This is a genomic window from Burkholderia sp. WP9 (assembly GCF_900104795.1).
Classification (GTDB): domain Bacteria; phylum Pseudomonadota; class Gammaproteobacteria; order Burkholderiales; family Burkholderiaceae; genus Paraburkholderia.
Window position 1 is genome coordinate 3,176,443 of sequence record NZ_FNTG01000002.1, and the last position, 18,284, is coordinate 3,194,726.

The 18,284-nt window shown below is 62.1% G+C and carries 16 protein-coding genes; 12 read left to right on the top strand and 4 right to left on the bottom strand.

The window, feature by feature from the left end; translation table 11 throughout:
* Positions 1-197 precede the first annotated feature (197 nt).
* The gene (locus tag BLW71_RS35325) at positions 198-1,055 is read left to right on the top strand and encodes a DMT family transporter (RefSeq protein WP_502686866.1); all 858 of its coding nucleotides are present in this window, start codon (positions 198-200) and stop codon (positions 1,053-1,055) included.
* Positions 1,056-1,333: 278 nt separating this feature from the next.
* On the opposite strand, the gene BLW71_RS35330 is transcribed toward BLW71_RS35325, so the two are convergent.
* Both BLW71_RS35330 and BLW71_RS35335 read right to left on the bottom strand, forming a co-directional pair.
* On the bottom strand, positions 1,334-3,013 hold the full coding sequence (locus tag BLW71_RS35330) for an ABC-F family ATP-binding cassette domain-containing protein (protein WP_091807950.1): 1,680 nt from the start codon (positions 3,011-3,013) through the stop codon (positions 1,334-1,336).
* Between the two features lie 334 nt (positions 3,014-3,347).
* Positions 3,348-4,295, bottom strand: a complete 948-nt coding sequence (locus tag BLW71_RS35335; protein ID WP_091807952.1) for a LysR family transcriptional regulator — start codon at positions 4,293-4,295, stop codon at positions 3,348-3,350.
* Between the two features lie 128 nt (positions 4,296-4,423).
* On the opposite strand from BLW71_RS35335, the gene BLW71_RS35340 reads away from it, so the two are divergent.
* The 3 genes from BLW71_RS35340 (at position 4,424) to BLW71_RS35350 (ending at position 7,660) form a co-directional block, all read left to right on the top strand.
* On the top strand, positions 4,424-5,158 hold the full coding sequence (locus BLW71_RS35340; RefSeq protein WP_091807954.1) for an SDR family NAD(P)-dependent oxidoreductase: 735 nt from the start codon (positions 4,424-4,426) through the stop codon (positions 5,156-5,158).
* A 71-nt stretch (positions 5,159-5,229) separates the two neighbouring features.
* Complete coding sequence (locus tag BLW71_RS35345) at positions 5,230-5,829, top strand: NADPH-dependent F420 reductase (RefSeq protein ID WP_091807956.1); 600 nt, start codon at positions 5,230-5,232, stop codon at positions 5,827-5,829.
* 307 nt (positions 5,830-6,136) lie between these two features.
* Positions 6,137-7,660 carry a sensor domain-containing diguanylate cyclase gene (locus BLW71_RS35350; protein ID WP_502686848.1) on the top strand — a complete coding sequence of 508 codons (1,524 nt, stop codon included), beginning with the start codon at positions 6,137-6,139 and terminating at the stop codon, positions 7,658-7,660.
* 85 nt (positions 7,661-7,745) lie between these two features.
* On the opposite strand, the gene BLW71_RS41270 is transcribed toward BLW71_RS35350, so the two are convergent.
* Positions 7,746-8,024 (bottom strand): hypothetical protein, encoded by a 279-nt coding sequence (locus BLW71_RS41270; protein WP_143048422.1) that lies wholly within the window; start codon positions 8,022-8,024, stop codon positions 7,746-7,748.
* A 466-nt stretch (positions 8,025-8,490) separates the two neighbouring features.
* Between BLW71_RS41270 and BLW71_RS35355 the strand changes: the two genes are divergently transcribed.
* From BLW71_RS35355 to BLW71_RS35375, 5 genes are all read left to right on the top strand, one after another.
* Positions 8,491-8,772, top strand: a complete 282-nt coding sequence (locus BLW71_RS35355; RefSeq protein ID WP_091807957.1) for a hypothetical protein — start codon at positions 8,491-8,493, stop codon at positions 8,770-8,772.
* A gap of 153 nt (positions 8,773-8,925) precedes the next feature.
* The gene (locus BLW71_RS35360) at positions 8,926-9,834 is read left to right on the top strand and encodes a LysR family transcriptional regulator (protein ID WP_091807959.1); all 909 of its coding nucleotides are present in this window, start codon (positions 8,926-8,928) and stop codon (positions 9,832-9,834) included.
* Positions 9,835-9,949: 115 nt separating this feature from the next.
* Entirely contained in the window at positions 9,950-10,819 is an 870-nt protein-coding gene (locus BLW71_RS35365) for a class II aldolase/adducin family protein (RefSeq protein ID WP_091807961.1), read from the top strand.
* A gap of 84 nt (positions 10,820-10,903) precedes the next feature.
* Positions 10,904-12,208, top strand: a complete 1,305-nt coding sequence (locus BLW71_RS35370; protein ID WP_091807963.1) for an MFS transporter — start codon at positions 10,904-10,906, stop codon at positions 12,206-12,208.
* A 302-nt stretch (positions 12,209-12,510) separates the two neighbouring features.
* Positions 12,511-13,263: an AraC family transcriptional regulator gene (locus BLW71_RS35375; protein WP_091807965.1), complete on the top strand. Its 753-nt coding sequence runs from the start codon at positions 12,511-12,513 to the stop codon at positions 13,261-13,263.
* Between the two features lie 22 nt (positions 13,264-13,285).
* Here the strand turns inward: BLW71_RS35375 and BLW71_RS35380 are convergent, their stop codons facing one another.
* A complete protein-coding gene (locus BLW71_RS35380) occupies positions 13,286-14,863 on the bottom strand; it encodes a DHA2 family efflux MFS transporter permease subunit (protein ID WP_091807968.1) in 1,578 nt (525 codons plus the stop codon).
* Positions 14,864-15,188: 325 nt separating this feature from the next.
* Here BLW71_RS35380 and BLW71_RS35385 point away from each other — a divergent pair, with 325 nt between their 5' ends.
* The 3 genes from BLW71_RS35385 (at position 15,189) to BLW71_RS35395 (ending at position 18,186) form a co-directional block, all read left to right on the top strand.
* Positions 15,189-15,848 carry an alpha/beta hydrolase gene (locus BLW71_RS35385; protein ID WP_091809247.1) on the top strand — a complete coding sequence of 220 codons (660 nt, stop codon included), beginning with the start codon at positions 15,189-15,191 and terminating at the stop codon, positions 15,846-15,848.
* Positions 15,849-16,066: 218 nt separating this feature from the next.
* Positions 16,067-17,119, top strand: coding sequence for a rod shape-determining protein (locus BLW71_RS35390; RefSeq protein WP_091807970.1), 1,053 nt, complete (start codon positions 16,067-16,069; stop codon positions 17,117-17,119).
* A 281-nt stretch (positions 17,120-17,400) separates the two neighbouring features.
* Entirely contained in the window at positions 17,401-18,186 is a 786-nt protein-coding gene (locus tag BLW71_RS35395; protein WP_091809249.1) for an alpha/beta fold hydrolase, read from the top strand.
* Positions 18,187-18,284: the final 98 nt, after the last annotated feature.

Here is an 18,284-nt window from a genome sequence, read left to right on the forward strand (position 1 = left end):
CGCCACGCCGGGCGGGTTGTCCGATCCTGCCTTGGAAGCAGTCGTTCAGGTCTCGGGGGGCGAAGCACTGCAACGGCTCGACATGAGCCGATTGCAAAAGGCCGCGTTCGGGCAGAGACGACCGGTCACCGACGCTCGTACGGGCAGCGCAATGGCCGGATACTGGCGGAAGATTCGGGGGTTTTGGGGGGATGTCTGTGTCGCCCGTGCGTGTCACTGTGCTGACGCTGCTTGCAATGGTCGCGTTTGCAGCGAACTCGTTGCTATGCCGGCTGGCCCTTAAAGGCACCGGCATCGATGCAGCGAGTTTTACGTCGATCCGTATCGCGTCGGGCGCCCTCGTGCTCTCGATGATAGTGCGGCTCCGGGGCGGCAGGCTGGGCGGCGCCGGAAACTGGCTGTCGGCGCTGGCGCTGTTCGCCTATGCGGCCGCATTCTCGTTTGCCTACCTGAGCCTGCCGGCGTCCACTGGGGCCCTGCTTCTGTTCGGCGCCGTGCAGACGACAATGATCGGCTACGGCATCCGAAAGGGCGAACGGTTCCATTGGCGACAATGGATCGGATTGACATGCGCGTTGGCAGGCCTTGCGGGGCTGCTGCTTCCCGGTCTCTCCGCGCCACCTCCCGGAGGCGCTGTCCTTATGCTCGGCGCCGGCGTCGCTTGGGGCATCTATTCGTTGCGCGGCAAGGGCGCGGGAAATCCCACCGCGGTGACGGCCGGTAACTTCCTGCGCGCAGTCCCACTTGCCGCGGCGCTCAGCGCCGCCATGTGCGCCCACGCTTCGATTGATTACGCCGGTTTCTGGTACGCAACGGGTTCCGGCGCAGCGGCCTCCGGCATTGGCTACGCCATCTGGTACGCGGCGTTGCCCGGTCTGAAAGCGGGCAACGCGGCCACGGTGCAGTTGAGCGTGCCGGTCATCGCGACGCTTGGCGCAGCCGCATTTCTTGGAGAAAGCGTGACCATCCGAATCGTGTTGGCCTCGGCGGCGATTCTCGGAGGTATTGCCCTGGTTGTGGTGCGTCGGGGAACCCGGCACGACAGGCGGCCGTAAGAGGGCGGTGGGCGACGCGGATTTATCGGGACTGACGATCGCGCTTGCCTCTTTCCACGCTCTCCCCCGCGGACTTTGATGTTTCTCCATACGTAGTATGGGCAGACAACAAAGTCGCGCTCGCTGCAGCACAGCGGTCGTTCGAAAACTAAAATCACGAACGACCGCTGTGGCATCGAAGAATGCGTATTGTTCGGCCTTAAGGCCTCTTCGACTCGATGCGAGCGCTACGGCAGCTTCCAGAATGGAACTACCGATAGTTACCGCAGGCAGTTACCTCAGGCGATGACCTTCTGCTCTCCGGCAGCCTGCTCGCGCATGCGACGGGCTTCGTCGCGCAGGAACTCCTGGTAATCGTCCAGATCGCCGTCGAATGGCTCGACGCCACCCTTGGTGACGAGCCAGAACTCGTCACATACCGCGCGCAGCAGGGACCGGTCGTGACTGACCAGCATCACTGTGCCTTCGAATTCGTTGAGTGCCATGCCTAGCGCTTCGCGTGTAGCCAGGTCGAGGTGGTTGGTCGGCTCGTCGAGCAGCAGCAGGTTGGGGCGCTGCCACACGATCATGCACAACACGAGCCGCGCCTTTTCGCCGCCGCTCATCGTGCCGACCGCCTGATGGACCATGTCGCCACTGAAACTGAAGGTGCCGAGGAAGGTGCGAAGCGATTGTTCGGTGCCGCTCTGGCCGGGGGCGCGCATGTGCGCTGGCGTGTCCTTGGCAAGACGGATCATGTGTTCCAGCGGCGTGTCGAGAGGACGCAGCACGTCGAGTTCCTGCTGTGCGAAGTAGCCGATGTTCAGGCCTTTGCCTTCGCTGATTTCGCCGGTAATCGGCGCCAGCTCGTGCGCCACCGTCTTCACCAGCGTGGACTTGCCTTGGCCGTTGGCACCGAGAATGCCAATGCGCTGCCCAGCCAGCACGGACCGGTTGATGCCCCGCACGATAACCGTCGGCGGCGTGCCCGGAGGCGCTTCGGTCGGCGCCGGGTAGCCGAAGCTCGCGTCCAGCATCGACAACAGCGGGTTCGGGACGTTGAGCGGCTCCTTGAACTCGAAGGTGAACTCGGCGTCGGCAAGCACAGGTGCGATCTTCTCCATGCGTTCGAGCGCCTTGACCCGGCTCTGCGCCTGCTTCGCCTTCGAGGCCTTGGCCTTGAAGCGGTCGATGAATTTCTGCAGGTGGGCGATCTTGTCCGCCTGCCGGGCCATCGCGGCCTGCTGCAACAGCAGTTGCTCAGCGCGCATCTCTTCGAACTTGCTGTAGTTGCCGCCATAGCGAACGAGCTTGGCGTTGTCGACGTGCACCGTCACCTGTGTCACCGCGTCGAGGAATTCGCGGTCGTGGCTGATCACGACCAAAGTTCCTGGATAGCGCTTGAGCCACGCTTCCAGCCAGACCAGCGCGTCGAGGTCGAGGTGATTGGTCGGCTCGTCGAGCAACAGCAAGTCGGACGGGCACATGAGCGCGCGCGCCAGTTGCAGTCGCATGCGCCAGCCGCCGGAGAAACTGTTGACCGGCTGGCTAAGCTGCGCGGCACTGAAGCCAAGGCCCAGGATCAGCGCCTGGGCACGCGCGGGAGCATCATGTGCACCGGCGTCGTGCAGTGCCATGTAGGCGTGCGCCATGCGCATGCCGTCGTCGCTGGCCTCGGCGGCGGCGACTTCGGCCTGCGCGGCCAGCAGTAAGGTGTCACCCTCGATCACGAAGTCGGTCGCACTTTGCTCGGTCTCCGGCATCTCCTGCGCGACCTGGCCCATCTTCCATGCAGCGGGAATCGAGAATTCGCCGCCGTCTTCGTGCAGCGTGCCGTTGAGAAGGCCGAAGAAGGATGACTTGCCGGCGCCATTGCGGCCGACAAGGCCAATCTTTTCGCCGGGGGTGAAAGTGACGGACGCGCGGTCGAGTACGACATTGACGCCGCGGCGCAGGGTGACATTACGGACGGAAATCATAAGGAGCTACTTCGAAGAGGATAGGCATGATAGCCCACCGGACGGACAGGGCTGTTTCTTTTCTGGCCGCGCGGGTGGAGAGCGGCCTTCGCTTTGCGGCGCCGAGGCCACAAAGCGCGGCGGGCACTGGCGCGGCGGGCGGCGCCTGCTCGTCCCTTTGCAGTCATTGGCGCCCCGGTGGTGGTGAACCTCGGCGTCCGACAAGCGTGAATGAGTCTTCGCGACCCGTTGCAGCCGTTGAAGATTTCAGAACGCGCGAGCCGTTTATTTACCTTGCGGGCATCCGTCGTGGAGCAGCAGCCCTTGCTGGCGGTTGCTCAGGCGTAGCGGCCCTTCACGCTTTTTTTCCCGCGCGTGAGACGGAGCGTTTGCTGGCACCCTTTGAAACGCGATGACGATTGCCCAGGAGCGCAACCAGCCGCATCTCGCAGTCGGAAAACGAGTATCCGCGCCGCTGCGAGATCATGAACGTGAGGGCGCGCATGTGCCATGCGCGCCGTTGGAGTTCGACAAGTGTTCCGTTCACGAGGTCTTCTGCAACCAGATGATGCGGCATGTGCCCCCAGCATAAACTGCCCCTGAGCAGATCGTGCTTCGCACCGAGGTCATTCACCAGCCACTGGCGTTCACCGGCGACCCCGTGTTGGGTCTTTTCCGCATCGGGCTGATTGTCGGTTACGACGAGCTGGATGTGCCGGCCAAATTCCTCCCGCGGGATCGGCCCCGCGATTGCGGCCAGCGGATGCGATGGCGCACAGACGGTCACCATTTGCGCTTCACATAGATGCTGCCTTTCTATGGTACCCGGGCTCAGTTCCGGCACGTCGGTGATCGTCACCGCCAATGCGCACGTTCCTTCGAGAACCAGGCGCTCGCCGCCTTGCATGGTCGTCATGCGCAGATTGATTGCGACGGTTGGAAAGTCCGACTGCAGCCTGCGCAGGCATTCAATCAGGTGCGCGCGCGGAAAATAGGTGTCCACTGCAATAGATACCTGTGGCACCCCGGCTTCAGCAATGGCAACCGCGCGCATCTTCATTTCCTCGGTGCGTGAAATCACCCCACGAGCATCAGGTAGAAGGCTACGGCCCGCTGCCGTGAGCGTCGCTTTGCGCGCGTTGCGTTCGAACAGCAACACATCGAAGGCACTCTCGAGCGCGTTGATCGCGTGACTGATCGCTGACTGTGCACGCCTTAGCTCCCGTGCAGCCCCGGAAAAGCTTCCGTGGTCACACACGGCAACGAAGGCCCGAAGTTGATTGATCGTGACGTTGTCGAGCATAGGTATCCAAAGAGTAGATGGCAATTATAGATATTTAGTCAATTGGCTTCATGCATCAAGACCTCCAGAATCGAGCTTGTCGCTTTTGTTTCGGCGCTCCAGAACAACTTCAACGAAGGATGCATGACATGAACAGACTGAATGGAAAGACTGCCGTGATCACCGGTGGCGCTACCGGCATCGGCCGCGCCGCAGCAAAGCGCTTCATCGAAGAAGGCGCCTTCGTCTTCATCTTCGGCCGGCGGCAGGAAGCCCTCGACGCCGCTGTTGCCGACCTCGGGCCCAATGCCCGCGCGGTGAAGGGCTCGGTCTCCGATCTGGCCGACCTCGACCGACTTTACGCGGCGGTAAAGGCCGAGCGCGGAATCCTCGACATCGTTTTCGCCAATGCCGGGGCGGGAGGCCAGCTTGCGCTAGGCAAGATCACCGCCGAGCACATCGACGAAACTTTCGACACCAACGTAAAAGGTACGATCTTTACGGTACAGAAGGCGCTGCCGCTGATGGGCAAGGGCGGTTCGATAATCCTGACCGGATCGAGCGCCGGTACCACGGGCGCCCCGGCAATGAGCGCCTACAGCGCAAGCAAGGCGGCAGTCCGCAACCTCGCACGGAGCTGGGCGGAGGACCTGAAGGGCACCGGCATCCGGGTCAACGTGCTGTCACCCGGGGCGACGGCGACCGAACTCGCGAAGGAAGCGCTAGGCGAGGAAGGCCAGAAGGTCTTCGCCTCGCTGACTCCGCTCCAGCGCATGGCCGATCCTGCCGAGATCGCAGCGGCGGCCGCCTTTCTCGCGTCGCCGGACAGCAGCTTTATGACCGCCAGCGAGGTTGCCGTCGACGGCGGCCTTGCGCAACTCTGACACGCTACGCCCGCCGGTCACTCCATTCGATATTCGGAGCCCGTAGGGTGTCGCACACCAAAGGAAAACCTATGACCTACGCAATTATTGGCTTCGGCAAGATCGGCCAGGCGCTTGCCAGGGCGTTTGCCCGATGCGGCATCGAAGTATCCGTTGCAACCACTCGCGACCCGGAAAGCTTTGCATCCGCTGCGGCCGCGATCGGATCCACGATCATTCCCAAAAAACTGGCGGAAGCGGTCAAGGCGGACATCGTTTTTCTGGCTGTCCGTTTCGAGTCGTACCGGGATGTCGCGAAGGCGCTGCCTGCCTGGAAGGGCAAGATCATCGTCGATGTCACCAATGCCTACGGCGTGCCACCTGAGGAACTGGGTGGGCAACCTTCTTCCAGGGCCGTCGGGCAGGCCTTCACTGGTGGAAGACTGGTTAAGGGATTCAATCATTTGGGCGCTGCCGTCCTGGAACAGGATCCGGCAGTACATGGTGGCAAGAGAGTCGTGTTCCTGGCGAGCGACGATGACGGCGCCGCAACGGAGATTGGTGCGCTTGCGGAAAATCTCGGTTTCTCGCCGATCAAACTGGGTGCGCTTTCGGAAGGAGGACTGCTTGTGCAGGCGCGTGGAAATAGCTGGGGGCAACTGATCTTTAAGGACCTGATCAAATTCGACTGATGAGCCGTGGTCGCAATTTTTCGATGCGATCCTGCCTCGTAGGCAAAGGGCTAAGGGTCAAGCCTGCCGGGGCAGATGTCCAGTTACTCAACTGCCCATAACCAAGGTCAACGGCCGCGGTAGAAAATTGCTAGCCGGAAGCGCAGGGGCCTCTACTTTTTACGGTCTTTGCCGTAAACCCGGTCATCGGCTAGCCAAGACACTCGGGCATTCCTTTGCCGCAGGACCTGCTAAACCGAATCGATAATCTCGCCACGACCGCGGGACGACGACGTTTGCACCGAGTGTACTCAACACAACATTAAAAGTGTCTGTTTCTATTACCACCGGAAAACTGGCCGTTCTCGCAGGCCGACATCCCTTGATTGTCGGCGTGCTAGGTAGCCTGATGGCAATAGTCGTGATGGCAATCAGCCTGATCACGCTTCTCGCCTCGCGTGACGCAACGGTCGACCATGCTCATGAAACGTCGCGAAACGTCACCGCAGTCCTGGTCAGCAACATCGCCCGGACTATTGAAACGTCAGACAATTCCCTTCGCGCTCTGGTCGCATCGCAGAACAAGCCTGCCATCCAAACTATGGATCCAGGCCTGCGTCACGAATTGCTCTTTGATCGGACTGCTGCCGAGTACGTCACCGGCATGGGGGTCACAGATGATCGGGGGCGTCTGATCGACGGCTGCTGCTCGAGCGCCCATACCTGGGATTTCAGCGATCGTGACTATTTCATTGCACATCGCCAGTCGGCGAATGTCGGGCTATATGTGTCATCGGTCTACCGGGCACGGTCACGGCCTGGCGCGCAGTCGATTGCGATGACGAGAAGGATAAGCCGGCCCGACGGGTCATTCGGCGGCGTAGCGATTGTTGCCATTGACGTCGAATACTTCAAGCAACTGCTTGCAAAGCTCGACGTGGGGCCAAACGGTGTCACTGCGATCGTTCGCACGGACGGCACGCTGGTGGCCAGAAATCCCCCAATCAGTCATGACAGACTGGTCAATCTGGGTAATTCACCGACATTTCCGCGTATGGTGAACCATGATTCCGGGTTCTATGCGGCTCCCTCGATCTCGGACGGGGTCATGCGCCTCTATACATTTCAGCGTGTTCCCGGGACGCCGCTCATCGCCGTTATCGCGCCTGCGGAGAACGACGTACTGGCTTCCTGGAAACGACTGTCATGGATAGTCGGCATCTCAGCGTCGTCCGTTAGCCTTGCGTTCTGCACGGTGGTCTGGCTCCTTGCCTTTGCATTGCGAGACCACGCAAAGGCTCAGGAACTGCTTAGAGAACTAACGCAAACCGACCCGCTGACAGGGCTCAAGAACCGCCGTGCTCTCGACCATGTCCTCGAAAACGAGTGGGGAAGACTGCAGCGCAGCGATGGTTCCTTGTCGCTGCTGTTCGTCGATGCGGATAACTTCAAACAATACAATGACACGCACGGTCACGCTCAAGGTGATATTGCACTGAAACATCTCGCGGAATGTATCAATCGACACGTGCGTCGTCGTGGCGATCTCGCCGCGCGATATGGCGGCGAAGAGTTTGTGGTCGTGCTGCCCAATACGGACAAAACGGGAGCGGCTCAGATCGCTGAAGCTATACGTCAGGAAGTTGAGCGTGCTCGGCCGGCAGTATCATCCGGGGCACTCCCACATTTCACGGTGAGCATTGGGTGCGCGACAGGTCGACGCTCATGTCCATCGTCACTAGATGAATTGACGAATTCAGCTGATCTGGCTCTGTACGCGGCAAAAAAGAATGGAAGGAACGCCGTCGTCTCTGCAGGCGATATTATTGCGCCGGCTCAGCCGCAGGGCTGATGACACTTCTTGATTGTGGCTGTCTCATGCTGACGTCGCAGCGGCCGGTCGTGGAAGAATGCGACCGGCCGTTTAAGGGTTGTTCTCAACCACCACGGAACTGCGCGTCGATGCTTTCTCCAGCAGGGTCATGGTTAACCGGCGGCTGCGCCGGCTTCGGCTCGCGACCTTGCATGGGATTGTCCACTCTCACAATCCCTCGTTCATGCGGAGAGGGCGATTTGCTGACGACGGGCTTCGCCAATGCACCCTTGGTGTGGTGGCAGAACGGTGCAGCTTTCTTGCAGGGGGCTGCCTCGCCAGACGAAACCCATATAGCGGCGCTAGCGACCAGCAGGCCGACAGCGGTATTCATTGCGCTCATGACGAACTCCACGTTTCCGATGCATTGACGGCGTACGTCGGAGCTTTTCGTGGTGTTTGTCCGGCGTGCGTCGATGACGTGCCAATATCAGCAAGACGGCGCAGTTCGCCTTTTTCTGAACTCGATCATCGAGTTCGATAGTCATGTGCCACGTTTGCAACGGTACATCTCTTCGAGATTCCGGCCACGAAAGGCAACGTGAAATTCACTGTGAGCGGTGCAGTGAAGAACCGGTGATAGGGATCGTCCTTATTACGAACATCGATTGGCTGCATGAGGATTGCGAATCGATTGCTCCGTTGCCGTCCTGTAGTCTTTGGTTCGGCGTGCATGCCTTGCAGACGCTTCCGTACAGGCGCGCACGCGGAAGCTCAATCCGGCATCACATGTTCGGCATGTCCGGAATGCGTAACCTGTTGTCAAACGCTTCGGAGAGCCTACGACTGCATCTCATGAGGTAACCGCCATGGACCGTTCTCAATTCCTGCTGGCTTCGCGACAACTAGCAGCGGCGGCGCAAATTCTGGCCACAACCGGTCCGCAGGACCGGCGGGCAGATGCACTCCGAATGCTCGAACTCTTTCGCCGCAGCGATGAGACTGGCACCTCTTCGGATGTGGTTGCGACATCTAACGACGAGCTGTTTGCAAGCACCGGCGCCGCCGCCCTAACCATGGCGGGGCGCAATGAATTTGCCGCGTCGCACGCTCTTCTTGAACAGGCCAGGTCACTTTTGACCGGCGCATGAAATCAGCCGCGGGCAACGATCCCGTTCGCGCACGGCAATCGATTGCCCTGAACCGGCAGGGTGTAAAGCGCGGAATATTGCGGCGGAAATCGTTTTCGTCATATCGTCCTCAAACGGGTCGATCAGGCGGCCCGGTGCACGGGGATTCGAAAAATGAAAGACGAAAGATTGCTGGAAATGCGCGTCTTCAAAGCGGTCGTCGAAGCCGGGGGCTTCACCGCCGCGGCGAATATGCTTGGCGTGAGCCAGCCCTTCGTCAGCCAAAGCGTCACCAGTCTGGAGCGCAGGCTCGGCGTGCAACTGCTGCATCGTTCGACGCGCACGCAGCGGCTGACTCATGAGGGCGAGCGCTTTCTCTCGTCCTGCAACGACATTCTCGATAGCCTGGAGGAAGCGGAGGCGCAGGTCCGATCCAGCGAGCCGACCGGCAATCTGCGCGTCAGCGCGCCTCACGCGTTCGGCATGGATCAACTGGTCGCCGCGTTGCCCGGGTTTCTCTCGTCCTACACGAAGCTGGGCGTGCATTTTTCCCTGTCGGATTCCAACGTCAATCTGATCGAGGACAACTTCGATGTCGCGGTTCGCATGGGCCGGCTGCAAGACTCCTCATTGCGCAGCCGGAAGCTCTGTGACCTGCAACGAATCGTCGTGGCTTCGCCGGGTTATCTCGCCGCGCACGGCACGCCCGTCACTCCGCTCGGCTTGACGAGGCACGCCTGCCTGACCTGGGAGTCACCGCGCGAGCATCTGAACCAGTGGCCGTTCATGATCAACGGCAGGCTCGAACGGGTCACCGTGCAGGGCAGTTTCCGCAGCACCGACGGCACGACGCTGTTTCAGCTGTGCGTGGCGGGCGTGGGCATCATGCGCCTCGCGGAACACCTGGCATTGCCCGCGATCCGCCGGGGCGAACTGGTGCCGCTGCTATCGGAGTACCAGGCCAAGGATGACACCGCGATCCACGTCGTCTATCTGCCCGAGCGCCAGCTGGTGCCGCGCATCCGCGCCTTTATCGACTACTTCGTCGAAGTTTTCCGCGAGCCGCCCTGGCAGAAACTCTAGAAGCCGGGGATTTATATGGCGGCGTAATAAATCCTATTGTCCGGCGCGCGTAGATCGGCGACCGGTGTTTCCTTATCGTTAGCGACATGCAATCACTGCTGACACAGGAGACACCATGAGCACCGGCACTGGAAAAATCGATATCAGCGCGCAGCAGGCCGAACTGCGCCGCACGATTTCCCATCCTTCGAACAACTCCATCTACCGGCCGAAGCAGGCTGGATTGAAGTTTCCCGAGCTGCCCGACTTTTCGTCCTTTGCCCAGGAGCGCCAGCACCGCAAGGAACGCCTTGTCGCCGCATGCCGCGCCTTTGCGCTGCACAATCTCGACTACGGTTTCGCCGGCCACCTCACCGTGCGTGATCCCGAGTTCCCGGATCTGTACTGGACCAATCCGATGGCCGTGCATTTCTCCCAGGTGAAGCTCTCCAACCTGATTCTCGCCGACCATACCGGCAAGGTCGTGGAAGGCGAATACGCGCTCAACCGCGCCGGCTTCGTGCTGCATGCCGCGGTGCATGAAGCCAATCCCGACATTGTGGCGATGTGCCATGCGCACACGGTCTACGGCACCGCGTTCGCGGCGCTCGGACGTCCGCTGGACCCGATCACCCAGGATGCCGCGGCCTTCTATGAAGACCATGTCGTGATCAAGGACGAGGCCGGCGCGGTCGCGGTCGAGGAACAGGCCGGACTGTCGGTTGCCGACTACTTCAAGAACGTCAAGGCGGCCATTCATCAGAATCACGGCCTGCTGACGGTGAGCCGCCACAGCATCGAAGCCGCCGCGTTCTGGTTTATCGCGCTGGAGCGCTGCTGTCAGCAGCAGTTGCTGGTCGAGGCCACCGGCATCAAGCCGGTCATGGTGCCGCAGCACAGTTCGCGCTACAGCCGCGAACACGTCGGCAGCGAATACATCGGCTGGCTGCATTTCCAGCCCATTTATGAGCAGCTCGTGCAGACCAGCCCTGACATGTTCGACTGAACGGCCAGCATAGGCCGTCACATACACAACAAGCCGCGCTGGCGCGACCACGAAGCGCGCCGGCCGTGATTCAAGGAGACAACGATGTTGAAAACCGCTTACGGCGATGTCGTCACGCCAGCCAACTCCGAGGACCGGACCTATGCCAAGGTGACATGGCGGCTGGTTCCGTTCCTCTTCCTCTGCTACGTCTTCGCGTACCTGGACCGCGTCAACGTAGGCTTTGCCAAGCTGCAGATGCTGACCGACCTCAAGTTCAGCGAAACGATCTACGGTCTGGGCGCGGGAATTTTCTTTATCGGCTATTTCATTTTCGAAGTGCCGAGCAATATCGCACTGCATCGTTTCGGCGCGCGGAAATGGATCGCCCGCATCATGCTCAGCTGGGGAGTGCTGTCCGGTGCGATGATTTTCGTGACGACGCCCACCGCCTTCTACGTGCTGCGCTTTCTGCTTGGCGTCGCTGAAGCCGGCTTCTTTCCGGGCATCATCCTTTACCTGACCTACTGGTATCCGTCCTCACGCCGCGGAAAGATCACCGCGATGTTCATGACCGGAATTCCGATCGCGGGCGTGATTGGCGGGCCGCTGTCGGGCTGGATCCTGAACAGCTTCAGCGGCGTGCACGGCATGGCGGGCTGGCGCTGGCTGTTCCTGCTCGAAGCGCTGCCTTCGATCATCGGCGGCATTGCCGTGCTGCTTTACCTCGACGACAGAATCAGCGCGGCAAAATGGCTCACCGCCGAAGAAAAGTCGCTGCTCGAGACGGGCCTCGCGAACGAGTCTGGGCACATCGAGGTGCATAGTGCGAGCGGCGCATTCACCAACAAGCGCGTGTGGGTGCTGTGCCTGTGCTACTTCGGCATCATCATGGGCCTCTACGGCATCAGTTTCTGGCTGCCCACGCTCATCAAGGCCTCGGGCGTCAGCGACGCGTTCAACGTCGGCCTGCTGACGATGATCCCTTACGGCGCCGCGGCGATCGCCATGGTGCTGCTGGGACGCAGTTCGGACCGGAGCAAGGAACGGCGCTGGCACGTGGCGCTGCCGGCTGTGATCGGCGCGATCGGCCTCGTGGCGAGCACGCTGGTGGCCCATAACGTCGCGTTGGCTGTGGGGTCGCTGACCTTTGCCACGATCGGCATTCTCGGCGCGTTGTGCCAGTTCTGGTCGATTCCGCCTGCCTTCCTGGGTGGCGTGGCAGCGGCCGCGGGCATTGCGTTGATCAATTCGGTGGGCAACCTGGCAGGCTTTGTCAGCCCCTATCTGGTCGGCTGGATCAAGGATATGACGCACAGCACCGACGTGGGCCTGTACTGCGTGGCAGCTTCGTTGCTCGTGGCGGCGGCCATTGTGTTGACAATGCCCAAAAGCGTGGTCAATCGCTAGGGAAACGGCTTCGCGGCAGCATTACCCGAGATGTCGGATGTACCGGCGGCCACCCGCTTCGTTGCAGTTGGTGGCCGCCGATTGACTTTTGAAGCACCTGTTCTCGGGCGCCTGTCATTGGCACAGAAGGAGGAGAGCGCAAGTGCGCGGTCTGCCTCCTTAGCTCCGAATGCCAGCCTCTCGTTGAAACCTGATTCGAATGTCCACGTGAGCCGCCGCAAGCGGCACTCACGTCGCGCCGCGGCCCGGCTATGCTAATCTTGCTGCCTTTCCGGCAGTAACCGGGCAAAACGGACGCCACCATGGAGATTCTTGATCCAGACGGCGTCGAGCAACCGGCGTTCGTGATCGGCGAGCACTACGAGAAACTGGACGAGCCGTTGAGCGCCTCTCGTCGCGCGCGGCTGATGCACGTGAGCGCCGGGGTGCTGATCGTGCGCACGCAGACCGAGCTCTGGGTCGTGCCGCCGGGGCACGCGGTGTGGATGCCTGCGGGCGTGCTGCACCGGCTGTCCGCAACCGGTCCCGTCCGGTTCTATTCGCTCTATGCCGGCATGGATGCCATGCCGCTCCCGCCGCAGCACGCCGTCGCCATCGTGCCCGATCAACTGGTCGCGGCTTTACTGAACGCCGCGGCTGATCTGCCGCACGACACCCCATTCGACGAACCCGCCGCGCGACTCGTGCAAGTCCTGCTGGACCGCTTGCCGGGTCTGCCCGCCGCGCCGCTTGGGCTGAACTGGCCGCGCGATCTGCGTGCCCAAAGCATCGCCGATGCGCTGAGCGCCAATCCCGCGGACCCCGCAGTCCTGGAGGAACTGGCTACGGCGGCGGGTGTGACGGCGCGCACGGCGGCGCGCCTGTTCGTCAAGGAAACGGGGCAAACCTTCGGGCAGTGGCGCCAGCAGCTTCGCCTGCTGGTCGCGTTGGAGCACCTCGGCGCCGGCGCGAGTGTCACGCAGGTGGCGCTCGAGGTGGGATATAGCGACGTGTCATCCTTTATCGCGATGTTTCGGGACGCATTCGGCGACACGCCCGCACGTTATTTCCGCTGACGCAGCGCGCTTGCGAGCGCTGTCAGTGCGCGCCCGCCGCATCCGGTCCGCCGCCGCCCTTGGCCGGCCGCGTGATCCAGATCAGCGGAATGATCAGAATGAAGATGACCGCCGAGACGAAAAAGATATCGTTCAGGCCCATCATGGCCGCCTGCGTGTTCACGGTGAAATCGAACAATGCATGGGCGGATTGCGGATTCAGATGCAGCAGCGATTGGGTCGAATCGATCTGCTGATTGAACACCGGATTGTTGACGGAGGCCTGTTCCGTGAGTCGTTCGTGATGCAGCACCGTGCGGTTGTTCCACTCGTTGCCGGCGATCGAGGTGCCCACCGCGCCGCAAAACACGCGCGCGAAATTCGACAGGCCGGCCGCCGCGGGAATCTTGCTCGGCGGCTGGCCTGACAGAATGATCGAAGTCAGCGGCACGAAGAACAGCGCCATCGGAATGCCTTGCAGCAGCGTGGGTATCACCAGATGCCACGTATCGATTTCGATCACGTATTTCGAGCGCATATAAAACACGATTGCGAAGCCGATGAACGCCAGCGTGGCGATCACGCGCGCGTCCGAGCGCGGCAGGACGCGGCCCATTACCGGCGCGAGCAACACCGCGAAGACGCCGAGCGGCGCGGTCACGAGACCGGCATCGACGGAACGGTAGTTCAGGTACTCCTGCATCCATTGCGGCAGCAGCACGAGGTTGCCGAAGAACACGCCGTACGCGACCGAAATGGCAATCGTGCCGCCAAGAAAGTTGCGTTGCTGGAAGAGCCGTAAATCGACGATCGGATTTTCCTCGGTCAATTCCCACACGAGAAAGAACGCGAAGCTGATGAGCGCGGTGATGCCGAGAATCACGATTACCGGCGACGAAAACCAGTCGAGGTCCTTGCCTTTGTCGAGCATGATCTGCAGCGAGGCGACCCATGTGATCAAGAGACCGAGCCCGACCACGTCGATAGGCGGCTTGCGCGTCGGCGACTCGCGGGTGCGGTAGATCATCCACGTAACGCCCGCCGCGAAAATGCCGACCGGAATGTTGATGTAGAAGATCCACGACCAGCTGTAACTGTCAGTGATCCAGCCGCCGAGCGCCGGGCCCGCAATCGGGCCGACGGTCGCGGTCATTGCCCATAAGGCGAGCGCGGTCGAGGATTTCTCCTTCGGATACGAGCCGAGCAGTATGGCTTGCGACAGCGGAATCAGCGGACCGGCCACGGCGCCCTGGAAGATCCGCGCGAGCAGCAGGATCGGCAGCGTCGGCGCGATTCCGCACAACCACGAAGCCAGTACGAACATCAGAATCGCGCCGACAAACAGCTTCACCTGGCCGATGCGTTGCGTGAGCCAGCCGGTGAGCGGAATGGACACGGCGTTGGCCGCGGCGAAAACGGTGATAACCCACGTGCCTTCGTCGACCGAAACGCCGAGGTTGCCGGAAATGGTTGGGATCGCAACGTTCGCGATCGACGTGTCGAGCACGTTCATGAACGTGGCGAGCGCGACGGCAATCGTGGCCAGCACCAGCTGGCCACCCTGCAGCGGCGGTGGAGGTGCGGGCGGCGCCGAGGCAGGCGCGGAAGTGGGCTGGCTCAAACGGTTCTCCGGATCGGTGTGCTGCGAACGTGCTGCGAGAGTGTTCTGCTTGAATGTTCTGTGTGAGTTTTCTATTGCGCGCCCGCGCAGTGCGGGCGGCCGCTGGTGCGCGGAATGCTCGCAAAAGCATACCTGTATTCACGTCGGGACGTCGTCGGCGCATGCAAGGCGGAGGGCGGAAACAAATCCGGCGGCGTATGCTCGCGGCTGAGGCGGCGTGTGAGCGTGTGGCATGTCGGCGGCGCGTTTGCGCACGTCGATAGCCGCGCCGTGCAACGCGCATGCGGAAATATCCACGACGAATCAACAGAGAAAAGGAAACGATATGACCTGGGAGCAATTCGAACACGGCTGGCGGCGAGCGCCGGTGACTGCACCTGCCAGGGGGCTGGTGGTGCTGATGCATGGCGTCGGTAGCAATGCTCGCGACCTGATGCCGCTTGCGGACATCTGGAGCGACAGCCTGCCGGACGTGGCGTTCACTTCGCTCGACGGCACCGACGCCTTCGAAGGCGGTTTCGGCGGACGTCAGTGGTTCAGCCTGCGCGACGTCAACGAGGGCAATCGCGAGGCGCGCGTCGCCGCAGCCTATCCGGCGCTGCGGCGCATGCTCGAAACCGAGCTTGCGCACTGGCAGTTACCTTTCGGACGCCTTGCACTGGTCGGTTTCTCGCAAGGGTCGATCATGGCGATGCATCACGTGGCGACGAGTGCGGAAGGCGCGGCCGGCGTGGTCGCGTACTCGGGGCGGCTTGCCTCGGTGATCGTCGCGCAGAACGGCACGCCGCTCACCCTGATCCACGGCGAAGACGACGAGGTGATTCCCGTACGGGAACTCGAATACGCTGCCGACACCTTCAACAACGCCGGCTATACGGTGGACGCCTATGCGTTGCCGGGCATTGGCCACACGATTAACGCCGACGGCGTCGCGCTCGGCCAGGAGGCGCTGGAACACGCGCTGGGCGCTTTGTCGCGCGGCTGACACGGCCCTGATTGAAAAACGGCTCTAAAGAATCCAATCTGCTTGCCGTTAATGGCTCATAAGCATGAAAATCACCCCCGCCGCGCGGACCGCGCAACGCCAGGCAGGACGTCCTCTCACCGGGACTTCCTGCGGGTGTGCCGAGCGGCTCGGGTGACCGGGGGCGCATTTTCCAGACTGCCCGGTACGGGCGGATAACGACACATCAGAGCCTTCCTATGGCCAGACCGACGCCGCATTACCCGCTTTTCGATCGCTTGTTCCGTCATTCCGTGACGGTGGACCTCGGCACGGCCAATACCCTGATCTACACCGACGACGGCGGCATTGTGCTGAACCAGCCGTCCGTGGTGTGCTTCCAGAAAGAGGCCTCGGACCGGCCGAAACGCGTCGCGGCCGTGGGCACCCAGGCGCGCCAGCTTCTCGGCCGCGAGCCGGCCAATCTCGAAGCCGTGCGGCCGATGCGCCACGGCGTGATCGCCAACTTTTCCGCGGCCGAGCACATGATCCGGCAATTCGTCGACATGGCGCGCCCGCGGCCGCTGTTCAGCCGCCGCGCCGCGTTCACGCTGTGCGTGCCGGCGGGCGCGACCCAGGTCGAACGTCGCGCGATCAAGGAGGCGGCCGTGGCGGCCGGCGCGTGGAAGGTGAGTCTGATCGGCGAATCGCTGGCGTCGGCGGTCGGCGCCGGTCTGCCGGTGTCCGAGGCGACCGGTTCGATGGTAGTCGATATCGGTGGAGGCACGACGGAGGTCGGCGTGATCGCGCTCGGCGGCATGGCCTACAGCGGTTCGATTCGCGTGGGCGGCGACAGCTTCGACATGGCGATCGTGAGCTATGTGCGTAATCTATACGGCGTGCTGCTCGGCGAGCAGACCGCTGAACACGTCAAGAAGAACATCGGCTCGGCCGTGCGCGACGTGCCGCGTGAGCATATGAACGCGACCGGACGCAGCGTCGACGACGGTTTGCCACGCACGGTTCAACTGAGCAACCACGATATCGCCGATGCGATCGAAGGGCCGCTGCGCCAGGTCATCGGCGCGGTGAAACGCGGGCTCGAAACGGCGCCGGCGGAACTCGTGACCGACATTGCCAATAACGGCATTGTGCTGACAGGCGGCGGTGCGCTGCTCGGCAACCTGAGCCGCCGCCTGACGAGCGAGATCGGCCTCGAGGTGCGCGTCGCCGATGAACCGCTGACGTGCGCCGTGCGTGGCGCAGGCACGGCGGCCGCTGCCGGTCTGCTGGACGAACTCGCTTACGAATGATTTCCCGGGTCCCTCGCGGGATCCGTCGCGCGGCTGCTTCGGCATCGCCCCAGTGCATCCGCTGAATCGGGTGGCCACATCGAGCGACCGGCTGTGTGACAATACGCTTCGCATCCCAATTTCAGGGATGCATACGCGTTTCTTCTCCCCATTCCATTTCGAGCCGGCACAGCTTGGTCAGGCGTTGCCGCGCTGTCCGTGAATCAGCCGTGAATCAATCCGTTGCCGTTTCGTCGCCGTCGTCATCATCGCGTTTCATCGAATTGCGAAGCGGTTTGCACATGCCTTACGTGGAAGCCGGTGAGGGCGAACTGCTGCTGTTCGTGCATGGCTCGCTGTGCGACTACCGCTATTGGCAACCGCAACTCGCGGGCCTGTCGAAGCATTACCGTTGTGTCGCGGTCAGTCTCACGCACTACTGGCCGGCGGCGGATACGGAGTCCGGCTTGCCGTTCAGCTGGAGCGAGCATGCGGACGAAGTGGCTGAATTCATCGATCGACTCGGGGCGGGGCCGGCACATGTGGTGGGGCATTCGCGCGGCGGTTGCGTGGCTTTTCACTTTGCGCGGCGTCATGCCCGGCACGTGCGTACGCTGACGCTCGCCGATCCGGGCGGCCCGTTGCAGATTGCCGGCCGGCCGCCCGCGAGTCTGCCGGAGACGGCCAATACGTTGCGCGCGAAAGCGGCGCAACTGATCGAAAGCGGCGAGGTGGAGGCCGGTCTGCAACTGTTTGTCGACTCGGTCAGCCGGCCGGGCTTCTGGGCAATGAGCACACCGGGCTTTCGCAGGATGGCGACCGACAACGCGCATACGCTCGCCCGTCAGTTTCGCGATCCACTGCCTGCGTATGTTCCGGAGGAAGCCGCCGAGGTGCGTTGCCCAGTTCTGCTGATCGACGGCGAAAAAAGTCCCGATATGTTCCGCCGGACCGTGGCCGCGCTGCAAATCTGGTTGCCGGATGCGCGCCGCGAAACCGTGCGCGGCGCGTCGCATGGGATGAACCTCGCGCATCCGGCGGCGTTCAATCGCTACGTCGACGAGTTCATTCGCTCCGTGAGCGTGTAACGCGGCGTACCGCGCGCATTACGGCCGCGTAAAGATCGTGCAATGACTGCACGAAGGAGGCCGACCCCGGTGTCTGGCTTTCGCGTTTGCAGCGAACT

Coding starts and splice junctions, on each gene's coding strand:
- BLW71_RS35340 (WP_091807954.1), top strand. CDS start 4,424: ATGAACAGACTGAATGGAAAGACTGCCGTGATCACCGGTGGCGCTACC.
- BLW71_RS35375 (WP_091807965.1), top strand. CDS start 12,511: ATGGAGATTCTTGATCCAGACGGCGTCGAGCAACCGGCGTTCGTGATC.
- BLW71_RS35390 (WP_091807970.1), top strand. CDS start 16,067: ATGGCCAGACCGACGCCGCATTACCCGCTTTTCGATCGCTTGTTCCGT.
- BLW71_RS35385 (WP_091809247.1), top strand. CDS start 15,189: ATGACCTGGGAGCAATTCGAACACGGCTGGCGGCGAGCGCCGGTGACT.
- BLW71_RS35345 (WP_091807956.1), top strand. CDS start 5,230: ATGACCTACGCAATTATTGGCTTCGGCAAGATCGGCCAGGCGCTTGCC.
- BLW71_RS35370 (WP_091807963.1), top strand. CDS start 10,904: ATGTTGAAAACCGCTTACGGCGATGTCGTCACGCCAGCCAACTCCGAG.
- BLW71_RS35330 (WP_091807950.1), bottom strand. CDS start 3,013: ATGATTTCCGTCCGTAATGTCACCCTGCGCCGCGGCGTCAATGTCGTA.
- BLW71_RS35335 (WP_091807952.1), bottom strand. CDS start 4,295: ATGCTCGACAACGTCACGATCAATCAACTTCGGGCCTTCGTTGCCGTG.
- BLW71_RS35355 (WP_091807957.1), top strand. CDS start 8,491: ATGGACCGTTCTCAATTCCTGCTGGCTTCGCGACAACTAGCAGCGGCG.
- BLW71_RS35395 (WP_091809249.1), top strand. CDS start 17,401: ATGCCTTACGTGGAAGCCGGTGAGGGCGAACTGCTGCTGTTCGTGCAT.
- BLW71_RS35365 (WP_091807961.1), top strand. CDS start 9,950: ATGAGCACCGGCACTGGAAAAATCGATATCAGCGCGCAGCAGGCCGAA.
- BLW71_RS41270 (WP_143048422.1), bottom strand. CDS start 8,024: ATGAGCGCAATGAATACCGCTGTCGGCCTGCTGGTCGCTAGCGCCGCT.
- BLW71_RS35360 (WP_091807959.1), top strand. CDS start 8,926: ATGAAAGACGAAAGATTGCTGGAAATGCGCGTCTTCAAAGCGGTCGTC.